The organism is Sporofaciens musculi (assembly GCF_009830285.1).
GTDB classification, from domain to species: domain Bacteria; phylum Bacillota; class Clostridia; order Lachnospirales; family Lachnospiraceae; genus Sporofaciens; species Sporofaciens musculi.
This window is the reverse complement of sequence record NZ_WUQX01000001.1, coordinates 1,146,783-1,158,087: the sequence shown is the minus strand read 5'-3', so window position 1 is coordinate 1,158,087 and position 11,305 is coordinate 1,146,783. Positions and strand designations below refer to the sequence as shown.

Below are 11,305 nucleotides of genomic sequence, written 5' to 3'. Positions count from 1 at the left end.
TCCCTCTTAATACATGAATTCTGTAATCTTCTCTTTTATTTCCTCAACTTCCATCACGCCTACATTCTCAAACTTCTTTTCACCGTCTTTGTAGAATTGAACGGTTGGAACCGCAAAAATACGATTCTCTTTGCCAAGCTTCGGATAATCTGTGGTGTTCACTTTCACGATATTGATAAACGGAAGCTCCGCGTCTAGCTCTTCCAAAATACGGGAAAAGGCTTTACACGGTACGCATGTTGCGGAAAAGAAATCCACGATCACGAACCCTTCCTTAATCTGCTCCTTAAAACTCTCATCATCCGCATATTGAATTGCCATCTACTTTTCCTCCTTAAAAAAATTTTCTGTCACGTATTCTTTTACCTTATTGTAATAATAATTTACATAAAACATAATTTCTGAATATTCATAAGTATTGATTTTTTCTGCATTTTCTTTCGTTTCATGCCAGAATTTCACGTACTCTTCCATATCGTCCCGGTACTGCTCCATCGTATATCCGACGCCGTCTTTTTCTGCGTATTCCCGCCCTAGAAGATAGCCGCAGAGCCTGTCCCATGAATCGTTCTGCACGCTTGCGAATAATTCATGATAGCTTGAGAACGGCATCTTCCCTTCAAATTCCTCTGGCGTCATGGTTTCCAGATTCAATCCCTGTTCTCTGGAGATTTCCTTCAATCTCTTAATTTCATGATCTGTCATTTCTTTCCAGTCAGCCTTCTTAAGATCGAACGTACTGGCCTCAAATACTTTGTCCATCACATATTGAACGGCTTCGTATCCCTCGTTTTCCGCAATCTTTTTTTTCTGTTCCCGGATCAGACGAGCCTCATATTGTTCTACATTGCTCACTCCTTCAATTCCAAGAGCTTCTATCATCCCGTCCGTGATCACAGGAATCTTTTTTTGCTGAATGGAACGAACCGTTACGGTCACTCTCTCCCCGTCGACATCCAGCACACCGGCCGTCCCTTTTTTCAGCCCGACGCACATCGCTTCCAGCTTCTTGTGAAAGAACCCCTGTCCTACCATGATTTTCAGGTCCTCTCTGCTAAAAAACGGATTTGCCGATTCCATGTCGCATACAATAAGCGCTCCGTCCGTAACTTCCCCCGCTTCTTCCCATGTGCTGTTCTTGTTCTTTATAAAATCCATTTCTTTCTTGTACGCCTTCTCGTCAAGCTTGAATACTTTCTTGTACATACTGATATCCACCTGATCATACTCGGCAAACGATAAAACTTTTGACTTCATCTTTCTCCTCCTAAAGCGTAAGCTTCGCATATTTACTTTTTAAAAGCTGGAGCACTTCCGTATATTTCTCGCGGCTCACCATGACTTCCCCCGCATATCCGTCGAAAATCAGAGCAAAATTTTTCGCTTCGTTATCCGCCCGGACATAAGATACTTTGGAAAGATTCACGATAAAAGACTGGTAGCACCGGTAAAAATTATAACCTTCCAGAATCTGTTCCAATTCGTTCATAGAATATCCGGAAAGGAGCATTTCCTTTCCGTCCACCATCACCATCTTGTTCTTTCGGTCCGTCCGTTCGATAAAGAGAACCTTATCAATATCCACAAGCTGATATCCGTTTCTCGTCTTGATCATCATAGAACGGTTCACGGATAACCGTTTGTATTGGAGCAGCTCAAACAAATACTGCAGCCGCTTAACCACCCGCTGAAGCACACGGTTATCAAACGGAAGCCGAAAGTATTCATCGCAGCAGCAGTCAAATACCAGCCCCGCCTCTAACTTTTCTTCCGAATACAGCGCCACCAGGACGTCCGGCTTTATCTGGGACAGATTGTATGCCAGAAAAGAGCCGTCCCCGCTGTATCTTGGATTCCCTGTTTTGATATTGATAAATACCGCGTCCACCTCGTTCAGGCAGATATATTTATTGGCTTCATTTATTCCGTCAAAGGTATGCACAATGTCAAATACATTATAAAACGCCAGTAATTCTTTCAGCTCTGTACACAATGTTTCATCATTTTCTACCAGAACAAGCTTCATTTTCATCAATCAATTCTCCTGACCAAATTCTCCAAACGCTTTTTCTAACGCCTGCACATCGCCTTCATAATAGGTTAATAAAAGTGCAAAAGGCCCGTTTTTCTTCGGCATAATAATCGTACCGGCTCCATATAAATCGATCTCGCCTTTTGTCCTGAGACTCTCATATGCCTGATACTCGTCAGATTCCGGAGCCAGATTCTCCAGATCCCACCAGTATATTTCGGCTCCGTCATACTTTAGAGCAAGTGTACACAGACCTTCCGCACTGAGCGTCACTTTACTGTCTGCATGGATCAGCCCCTTCTCCTCCAGAAATGAGACGAGTTCATCCACCGTCTTATTCCAGACAGGCGCTTCCCTGTCTTCTTCAGGCACGACCGCTTCTTCCTCCTCCTTTGGAGGCGTAAAGTCTTCGGACGACGCCACATATCCCACCATCCCACAAAACAGTAACACGAAAAGCAGGGAAGACACAATCGTAAATTTCTTCATAATCATTCCTTCTTTCTTTTAAGATGCCTCAGTGGACTGCAGATATTCCTGATAAGTCCTGCTTACGGCAAATACTTCTTCATGGGTTCCGCAGGCTTCAAGACGTCCGTGATGCATAACGACCAGATAGTCTGCTTCTGCAATCTCGCGCATATCATGGGCGATGAAAACAATAGTATTGCCTTCCATCTTCTTCCTGATACCATGATAGATCTTCATATATGTGTCATGGTCCAGACTCGCCCCCGCCTCGTCGAGTATCAGATAATCCGGCTTCGCAATCAATGCCCTGGCAATGGCTATCCTCTGTTTCTGACCGCTTGACAAACGATTCCCCGCCTCTCCAAGAGTCGTATCATATCCGTTGGGAAGCGCATCTATAAAAGAATCCGCCCTGGCTTCTCCTGCCGCTTTTTTCATCTCTTCCTCCGGCGTTTCTCCTTCTGTGCCATACAGAATATTATCCCGGATCGTACCTGACATCAGCGGATTGTTCTGAAGTACATAGCCAAATTTTTTATGACATTCCCGGGGACTCGTTTCGCTTATCTTGTTTCCTCCAACCCATATTTCTCCCGAATCAGGCTGGTAGAATCCCTGTATCAGTTTCATGACCGTAGATTTTCCGGAACCGTTATCACCGATCACCGCCGTCGTCTTTCCTCCCGGAATGCAAACGGAAAAGTCATGAAGGATTTCTTTTTCGCTCCCATATCCAAAGTTCACGTTTTTGAACACAATATCTCTGTTCTCGGATTCTGTCCAGGAATTGCCTTTTTCCGTATGCTCCTCTTCCATATCAAGAATATCCCCGACACGGACAAGCGCGCCTTTCGAGCCCATCACGTTCTGCCACACCGTCAAAAGCTCCGCCATATAGAGATTCACCTGCGTCATATAGGTGCTGAACATATTAATCCCTGTCGCTTCCATTTTCCCGGCGTTAATCAATCTGGAACCGCCCACTGCCATTACGACAGTCGTAAGAAGGGAGTAGAGGGAATTGGTCAGAACCTGAATCTGCTCCATGAAAGCATAGTATATATCTGCCTTATACCGTGAATCGATTGCCGCATATCCGCTTTCCAGCTCTTTCTCTTCCATTACCTGCGCTTTTACATATTTCCCGGCCGACAGGTGTTCGGAGAAAAAGGTGGTCATTTCATTCAACGCCGCATAGCGCTTTTTCATTATGGTAAACTGCAGCTTGCCGACGATGACAAACATTGCCACCGCAACCGGTATGCAGAGCAAAAGGTATGCTGCGAGAGGCGAATTGTATTGATACAAGATCATACAGGCGCGGACAAATCCGAACAGCGACGCAGCTCCTGAGAATATTCCGCTGATCACCAGAGTCGCCTGAGTTACGTCGTTCGTAACGGCCGACACCAGCGAAGACGGCTGTTCCTTTCCGAACTGATCCATCGGAAGATGCAGGATCTTCCTCCACATCGAAAACCTTACCCGCAGGATCACTTTTTGATTGGCATACTCTTCCACAAGCGGCCGCAAAAATCCCAGCAATGCATTAAAAATCGTAAAAAAGACATAACCTAAAATAACAGAATTATATAGTTCCCCCTTGTTCACACGGACCAGATACTCCGATACTCTCATTCCGACCTCGGCATAAACCACGCCGCTTCCGAATGCGATCAGGTAGAGCCACCAGGGAATTGAAAGCCTTCTGTAAAAGCTCAGAAAAAACGATATTACATGTTTGTTGTTTTTCATCTGCCCTGTCCCTCACTTCCTATTAATTCTCGGTAATATGTATTCTCGGCATATACTTCCGCCGGTTCTCCCTGACAGATAATCTTTCCGTTATGCATTACTATGATATAATCTGCTTTCTGTACGGTCTGTCTGTCGTGGGCAACCATAAGCACGGTTTTACCTTCCATATGCCGTTTCACACTCTTCCATACCTGATCTTTTCCCCGGATGTCCATAGCCGCGGTCGCCTCATCCATAAACAGATAATCCGATTGTTTTAGAAGCGCCCTCGCAAAAGCAATCCGCTGTTTCTGTCCGCCGGAAAGCTTCTCTCCCTGCTCGCCTACATCCGCCTGGAATCCCTCCGGCTGTTCCCTGATAAAATCCATAATTTCCGCGTCCGTACATGCTTTTTCCAGTTCTTCATCCGTGACTTCTCTCTTAATTCCGAACAGGATATTGTCACGGATCGTTCCTGCAAACAATGTACTTTCCTGCGTTACGTATGAGATCTCGCTTCGGAAGCTCTTGAGCGAATACCGCGCGGTATCTTCGCCCCCAAATAAAATCTTACCTCCCGAAACCGGATACATACGCTCCACCAGATTCAGAAGCGTCGTCTTTCCGCTCCCTGACGGTCCGATAAGCGCCGTCATGCGTCCTGCCGGAATCTTCAGATTGAGTTTGTCGAACAGGAGTTTATCTTCATAAGAGAAATCAACCTCTCTTAATTCAATATCGCCGCAAAGATGCTCCACATGCTCGCCGTTCTCTATATCTTCTTCCATTTCTTCCATAATCTGGGCTACTCTTCTGGTTGCTCCCTGGGAGCCCTTGAAGGTTGTCCAATATACACAGTACGCGCTGAGCTGATTAACGATGTTCACCGCGAATCCATAATAGGCAATCCATTGGGTAAGAGTCAATGCGCCGGATGAATAAAAGCTTCGGCCTACCATCACGATCACAATAAACTGCATAGCGCCCACCAATGCATACATCGGAGTTGCGAATCCCAGCCACGCATTCAGAATCGAACTCTTATAGAACCCTTTCATCTTCTCCTGCCCTGTCTGAAGCTCCTTTTCTTCTTTTCCGTAAGATTTGATGAGAAGAAGATTATTGGTTTTTTCTGCAATCGTCTGTGTCAGCTCTGCATTTTTTTGATTTACCAGATCAAGCACTCCGAACTTCATCTTTCCCATAACAAATGCAATGACTAAATTCAGCGGAAGTACCGCGATCAGAGCAATCATCAGCTTCTGGTCGTAGGAGCCGATTTTTCCAAGCGTAATGACCAGCGTGTACGCGGAAGTGAGAATAGCAACAAATACTTGCATGATTAGCTGACTGATCGCCGTGATATCCGTTGTAATACGGGAAATCATTTCTTTGGGCTTATTTTTTTCGTAATATCGGAGCGGCAGCCTGACGGTCTTACTCCAGATCATTTTCCTGATATTACGGTCAATTCGCGCAACACACAAGTTACTCATAATTTTACTGACCGAACTGATCAGCTGGGATAGTAATGTAAAAGCCAAAAACGGAAGAACCACGGTGCCAAAATTCACATTTCCGGCAAACAGTTCGGCCGTGTATTCCGTTACGCTGATTCCTACGTTGGTAAGAAGAGCTGTAATGGCAATATATGCAAGAATCCACAGATAAGGAAGTCTTGCCTTCTGCAGCATGCGAAAAAAGCTTCCCATGCTGCCCCTGTCTTTTCCAAAAACCCGTTCCATATTGTTTCCCTGCCTTTTCTTAATTTCAGAGCATCTGCTTTTGTACTTTCACAGTTATATTGGAGCTGCTATTCGTTTTCCAGCGTTTCGAACGCTTTGGCCGCGTCCTGTTTCTTTTCATAGTCCTCTGAAAATGCAATCGCATAAGCTCCGTTTGCCGCTTCCGTCTCAAGAACCGCGGCGCCTCCGGCAAGGACTATCGTTCCCTTGTTAGCAGCCATAGACTCATAGTTGCCATATAAATCCGTCTTGTTTTCCTGATCCCACCAGAACAGCCAGAGTCCATCATAATCATATGCTTTATCCGCCACTTTCGTCTCAGTAAACTCTCCGTTTGTATTGTCTGTGAGATATCCTGTTGTTTCATTGATATCAACCGGTTCGCAGTCCTCCAAAATGAATCCTTCCTGCTCAAAATAATCCACCATATCTTCGTATGGAGAAGTGGAGGCATTCACTTCTATTTTTTCTTCTTTCGGCGTACATCCCGCCGTCATTCCACATACGGTTGCTGTTGCAATGATAACTGCCGCAGTCTTCTTCATCTTTTTTGTTCCCATCTCAACAATCTCCTTTTATAAAAATTTTACAATTATGTTACTTTATTTTTACAATAAAATCAGCAGTTTAACAAGAAGGTTATCCTATTCTGTCCCCAATTTCGTTCATAGTGTCTTTTTATCTCTCATCCCACTACTCCAATTGTTTAAAGCGCAGTACAGAAAGACGAACATCAAATCTTAGCATTTCATGATTTGGGACTGCCGACAGATTAGGTGTTCAAAGGTGTTCAAGCATTAGAACATAAAAAAATGAAGGAAACGTTGAATTTCCAACGTTTCCTCCACTTTTTACCAATGCCGCAGACCGGAATCGAACCGGTACGGGAGATTAGTCCCGCAGGATTTTAAGTCCTGTGCGTCTGCCAGTTCCGCCACTGCGGCATTCCTTATGATACTTTTATATCATAAATGGGACCTATAGGGCTCGAACCTATGACCCTCTGCTTGTAAGGCAGATGCTCTCCCAGCTGAGCTAAGATCCCTTTTTATGAAACTGTAACACTTCCCACCAAACAAGTAACTTCTCAATTAAGTGTTCCATGTCAACGACCCAGAAGAGACTCGAACTCTCGACCTCCGCCGTGACAGGGCGGCGCTCTAACCAACTGAGCCACTGGGCCTGATTAAAATAAACATTTATATATCTATTATATGATAAGGAATCCACACACTCTGCGAGTTCCTCCCTACCATAAATAATGGACCTTCGGGGACTCGAACCCAGGACCGATCGGTTATGAGCCGATTGCTCTAACCAACTGAGCTAAAGGTCCAAAATCATTAAGTCCCTTATAGGACTAAGCCGATGATCGGACTCGAACCGATAACCTGCTGATTACAAATCAGCTGCTCTGCCAATTGAGCCACATCGGCAATTACAATGAATATATTCTATAATACATTCACAAATGACTCCAACGGGAATCGAACCCGTGTTACCGCCGTGAAAGGGCGATGTCTTAACCGCTTGACCATGGAGCCATACTCGGCATACACTTTCGTACTGACCGAGATTTATAATAACATAGCCGCCAACAAAATGCAACACTTTTTTCACATTTTTATATATTTTTTTCCTACTCCAACAATTCCAGAAAATCTTCTTTACTCATACTGCCCAACTGCCCTGAGGCGCTGCCGACCACCTGCTCTAACAACTCCCGCTTTGACTCCTGAAGCTTCTGAATCTTCTCCTCCACAGACCCTTTGGCAATCAACTGATAGACCGTGACCCTCTTGTCCTGACCAATCCGATGCGCCCGATCCGTTGCCTGATTCTGAACCGCAAGATTCCACCACGGGTCGTAATGAATCACCACATCCGCCCCTGTCAGGTTCAGCCCCACGCCTCCTGCCTTCAGGGATATCAGAAATACCTGAGTATCATCATCATTAAAATTTTTCACCAGCTTAAGCCTTTTCTCCTTCGCCGTCTCACCGGTAATCATATAGAAGGATATACCGAGCTCGTCAAGCTTCTGCCTTATAATCTCCAACATTGATACAAACTGAGAAAACAAAAGAAGCTTATGTCCTCCCTCTGCCGCCCTCTGAACCAACTCAAGACACGCCTCCAGCTTTGCAGACTCACCCTTATAATTCTCGAAGCACAGCGAAGGGTCACAACAGATCTGGCGCACCTTAACCAACTCCGCAAGAAGCTTAAGCTTATTCTTCTGGAATTCCGCCCCGTCCTGTCCGGCAATCTGCTGCCGCATATGTATCACCTGCGCGTCATACAATTCCTGCTGCTTCTTCTCGAATTTCACAAAATGTGTCTTTTCAATCTTATCCGGAAGGTCTTTGAGCACATCCCCCTTAAGCCGCCGCAGGATAAAGGGCGCGGTCATCTTCTTAAGCCTCTCCATTGCAGACTCGTCCTGGTTCTTCACAATCGGCGTCTCAATCTCCCTCTTGAAAACCTCGTATCTGTACAAAAAGCCTGGCATCAGATAGTCAAAAATACTCCAAATCTCACTGAGCCTGTTCTCAATAGGCGTTCCGGTCAGGGCATACCTGGTCTGGCTCTTAATGACCTTCACAGCCTTTGCCGCCACAGTCTGATGATTCTTGATATACTGGGCCTCATCAATAATCTGGTACAGAAACTCCTTCCCCTCATAGAACACAGCGTCACGCTTCAGCAAATCATAAGAAGTAATCAGCACATCCGCCTCCTGATAATTCTCAAGCCTTTTCCTGCGTTCCTCCTGTGTCCCCGCAATCAGCAAAAACTCAAGCTCTGGCGCGAATTTACGAATCTCCTCACCCCAGTTAAATACCAGTGAAGCCGGCGCTACCACCAGAGACGTGCCTTTCTTCCCCTCCTGCCTTGCCGCAAGGAGTACGGCAATCACCTGCAGGGTCTTCCCAAGCCCCATATCATCCGCCAGAATCCCGCCAAACCGAAACGCCTCCAACGTGCGCAGCCAGCGATACCCATTTTTCTGGTAATTCCTAAGCGCCCTGACAAGAGACTTTGGCGGCTGGAAATCCGAGTCGTTTACCGTCTTGAAGCCTCTCACCAAATTCTTGAAATGGCTGTCCCTCTCACTGTAAATATTTTCATTCTCCTCCAGCATCTTGTCCAGATACAGCGTCCGATACAGTGGAAGCTCTACCTTTCCCTTGACGAAATCCTTTGGCGACAGGTGAAGGGAATCCATCATCTCGCTAAGCATGTCATAGGAATTATCCTCAAGATCCAGGAAATCTCCGTTTTTTAGCCTATGGTACTTCTTCTTGCCGCGGTAGCTGGCAAGAATATCCAAAAGCTCATCCATAGGAAGATCCTCTGTCGATATATCCAGCTTTAAAAGGCCGCTGGAAATAGATACACCCACAGACATGTGCATTTTCCGTGTGATCTTAAGATTGGAGAAACGCTTGGTACACTGGACCTCGCCCAGGTTCAGCAGGGCGTCCACACCCTTAGCCAATACCTGATACATACATTCCTCCTCCTTCCCACAGTGGAGCTCCTGCTTTCCCTCCTCCATATACGGAAACCACTGTCGAATCAGAAACAAAATCTCCTGCTCCTTATGCTCCTCACGGAAAATATTTCCGTTATCCCCGTCATATTTCGGTATGGCAAATTCCATCTCCCCGTAACGCACATGAGGCCTGCAGATAATATTGTCATTCTCTGCGTCCAGATAGAATACAAACTCCGCCTCCGGAGGCAGATATCGGTTAATTTCTTCTCCATCCTCCTCCGTTACATCCACCACATCGCGAATCTGGGGAAGCACAGAATAGTAGAATTCTGACAGCGCGTTTCTGCCAATCCTGAAAGACATCCCCAAGGCTGTCCCCTGCTGTGCCAACGGACGAATCTTTCTTAAAAAATCTTCATCTATACGGTATAAGATATCCTCCTTAATAAAATATGCCGTATGCACACCATAAAATAAATACGGAATATCGCAATCCACAGTAACCCCGTGGAAGGTCTTTCCCTTATACAGACGATTCTTCCGAATCGTCATGGCAATCTTGGGATTCCCTTGGCGGCAGGTCAGCTCGCATTTCTTCTTACCGCCGCCGTCCCTCGCTTCATAGGGCACCGTCTCACCGGAGGCAATCTCATAGAACCGGTCCAGCCTCCAGCCAAACAGTTTCATCTCATTTTTCTTTACCAGTGATTTTCTTGTAAATGCGCCCGATTCAATAATCCGATTGCCGAACTCCATTTCCTCCCTCACAAGACTCCCGATAAACTCAATCCAAAGCCTCCCCTGAGTGGTAAAATTATCCAGACGGTGGTTAAGCTGCATATTCGTGCCGTAACTCCCCATGGCTGAATTCCTTACATTCTCCTCAAATTCAAACAAGTCTTTGATTAGAAGCAGCTTCTTCTGTCCGATCTTAAAAGAGACGGTCAGCTTCCCGTCTTTTTCCACCAGACGCGGCTTGAGTATAATACTGGCATCGCTCCCCATAACATCCGAGATGGTCTGGTTGGCCCGATTCCGCTGAAATGAAAGAAGAATCTCATTTCCCCCAACATCCGTGGCATCCCCGATAGGATTCTTGTCTAAAAACTCTCCAAGTAACTGCATCAGCGCCGCGATATGCTCACAGTTGTCCATCTGCGTATAGTACCGGTAATAATTCCTCGCATACATGCCGCAGCAGCAGTCCGCTGAAACCACCCTGTCCCTGGCAAATACAATCCGAACCGGGAAGCTTGTCTGGTCACTCTCAACCATTCCCTCAATGAACCCAAGCAGTTCATCCCATCCCTCGCAGTAACCGGTATCAATACTTTCCACGGTGACTTTATTCGCCGCCAGAAGTGCCTTTCCCTTCCGCACAGAATCCACCGGCAAATGCAGCGACTCCTTAATTTTCAACTTGTCAAAATATGTATAAGCCTCTATGGCCCCCGTTTTTTGCATCTGTCTATCCTCCCAAGCAAATCTTTCCTTCTGTTCCTCAAACTCCTCAATAGCATACATAACAGCCGCCATATGCTTACAGTAGCTGCCGCTCTTGGCATGAGGACAGTTACAATACATCCTGCACGTCTCAGGATTCCCATATCCGGTAATTCTTACCTCACGCCTTTGCCGCTCAACCACAGACGCCGTATATATACCGTCTGTTTCCTCAAGTTCAAAGACTCTTCCCCTGTCAAAATACTCCTTACCTAGAAGCAGCGTATTTTTTTGAAATTTATCCATCCACTTTTCCATCATAAATCTCACTCTCTTTGATCCGACCTGCATTTGCTCTCTCTTAAATAATAACAC

8 protein-coding genes and 6 tRNA genes are annotated in these 11,305 nt (G+C 45.8%); all 14 read right to left on the bottom strand.

Translation table 11 applies throughout. The features are described from left to right. Positions 1-6 precede the first annotated feature (6 nt). The 14 genes from GN277_RS05725 to GN277_RS05660 all read right to left on the bottom strand — a co-directional run bounded on the left by GN277_RS05725 (position 7) and on the right by GN277_RS05660 (position 11,251). A complete protein-coding gene (locus GN277_RS05725) occupies positions 7-321 on the bottom strand; it encodes a thioredoxin family protein (RefSeq protein WP_016219428.1) in 315 nt (104 codons plus the stop codon). Then, entirely contained in the window at positions 322-1,257 is a 936-nt protein-coding gene (locus GN277_RS05720) for a trigger factor (protein WP_159750223.1), read from the bottom strand. A gap of 10 nt (positions 1,258-1,267) precedes the next feature. Continuing rightward, positions 1,268-2,032 carry a LytR/AlgR family response regulator transcription factor gene (locus GN277_RS05715; protein WP_159750222.1) on the bottom strand — a complete coding sequence of 255 codons (765 nt, stop codon included), beginning with the start codon at positions 2,030-2,032 and terminating at the stop codon, positions 1,268-1,270. 3 nt (positions 2,033-2,035) lie between these two features. Then, complete coding sequence (locus GN277_RS05710) at positions 2,036-2,521, bottom strand: hypothetical protein (RefSeq protein ID WP_159750221.1); 486 nt, start codon at positions 2,519-2,521, stop codon at positions 2,036-2,038. 18 nt (positions 2,522-2,539) lie between these two features. Continuing rightward, positions 2,540-4,258 carry an ABC transporter ATP-binding protein gene (locus GN277_RS05705; RefSeq protein ID WP_159750220.1) on the bottom strand — a complete coding sequence of 573 codons (1,719 nt, stop codon included), beginning with the start codon at positions 4,256-4,258 and terminating at the stop codon, positions 2,540-2,542. Further along, positions 4,255-5,985 (bottom strand): ABC transporter ATP-binding protein, encoded by a 1,731-nt coding sequence (locus GN277_RS05700; protein ID WP_159750219.1) that lies wholly within the window; start codon positions 5,983-5,985, stop codon positions 4,255-4,257. Before GN277_RS05700 ends, GN277_RS05705 begins: the two co-directional genes overlap by 4 nt. A gap of 68 nt (positions 5,986-6,053) precedes the next feature. After that, on the bottom strand, positions 6,054-6,545 hold the full coding sequence (locus GN277_RS05695) for a hypothetical protein (protein WP_159750218.1): 492 nt from the start codon (positions 6,543-6,545) through the stop codon (positions 6,054-6,056). A 298-nt stretch (positions 6,546-6,843) separates the two neighbouring features. Further along, a tRNA-Leu gene (locus GN277_RS05690) sits at positions 6,844-6,929 on the bottom strand. A 28-nt stretch (positions 6,930-6,957) separates the two neighbouring features. Then, a tRNA-Val gene (locus GN277_RS05685) sits at positions 6,958-7,030 on the bottom strand. A 64-nt stretch (positions 7,031-7,094) separates the two neighbouring features. After that, positions 7,095-7,168 (bottom strand) — tRNA-Asp (locus tag GN277_RS05680). Between the two features lie 79 nt (positions 7,169-7,247). Beyond that, positions 7,248-7,321 (bottom strand) — tRNA-Ile (locus GN277_RS05675). A 27-nt stretch (positions 7,322-7,348) separates the two neighbouring features. After that, a tRNA-Thr gene (locus GN277_RS05670) sits at positions 7,349-7,421 on the bottom strand. A gap of 36 nt (positions 7,422-7,457) precedes the next feature. Then, positions 7,458-7,529: transfer RNA gene (locus tag GN277_RS05665), tRNA-Glu, on the bottom strand. A 95-nt stretch (positions 7,530-7,624) separates the two neighbouring features. Next, positions 7,625-11,251: an SNF2 helicase associated domain-containing protein gene (locus GN277_RS05660; protein WP_159750217.1), complete on the bottom strand. Its 3,627-nt coding sequence runs from the start codon at positions 11,249-11,251 to the stop codon at positions 7,625-7,627. Positions 11,252-11,305: the final 54 nt, after the last annotated feature.

Bases quoted from the DNA above. Each gene is read 5' to 3' on its own strand.
- GN277_RS05660 (WP_159750217.1), bottom strand. From the start codon at position 11,251: ATGATGGAAAAGTGGATGGATAAATTTCAAAAAAATACGCTGCTTCTA.
- GN277_RS05700 (WP_159750219.1), bottom strand. From the start codon at position 5,985: ATGGAACGGGTTTTTGGAAAAGACAGGGGCAGCATGGGAAGCTTTTTT.
- GN277_RS05695 (WP_159750218.1), bottom strand. From the start codon at position 6,545: ATGGGAACAAAAAAGATGAAGAAGACTGCGGCAGTTATCATTGCAACA.
- GN277_RS05725 (WP_016219428.1), bottom strand. From the start codon at position 321: ATGGCAATTCAATATGCGGATGATGAGAGTTTTAAGGAGCAGATTAAG.
- GN277_RS05705 (WP_159750220.1), bottom strand. From the start codon at position 4,258: ATGAAAAACAACAAACATGTAATATCGTTTTTTCTGAGCTTTTACAGA.
- GN277_RS05715 (WP_159750222.1), bottom strand. From the start codon at position 2,032: ATGAAAATGAAGCTTGTTCTGGTAGAAAATGATGAAACATTGTGTACA.
- GN277_RS05720 (WP_159750223.1), bottom strand. From the start codon at position 1,257: ATGAAGTCAAAAGTTTTATCGTTTGCCGAGTATGATCAGGTGGATATC.
- GN277_RS05710 (WP_159750221.1), bottom strand. From the start codon at position 2,521: ATGAAGAAATTTACGATTGTGTCTTCCCTGCTTTTCGTGTTACTGTTT.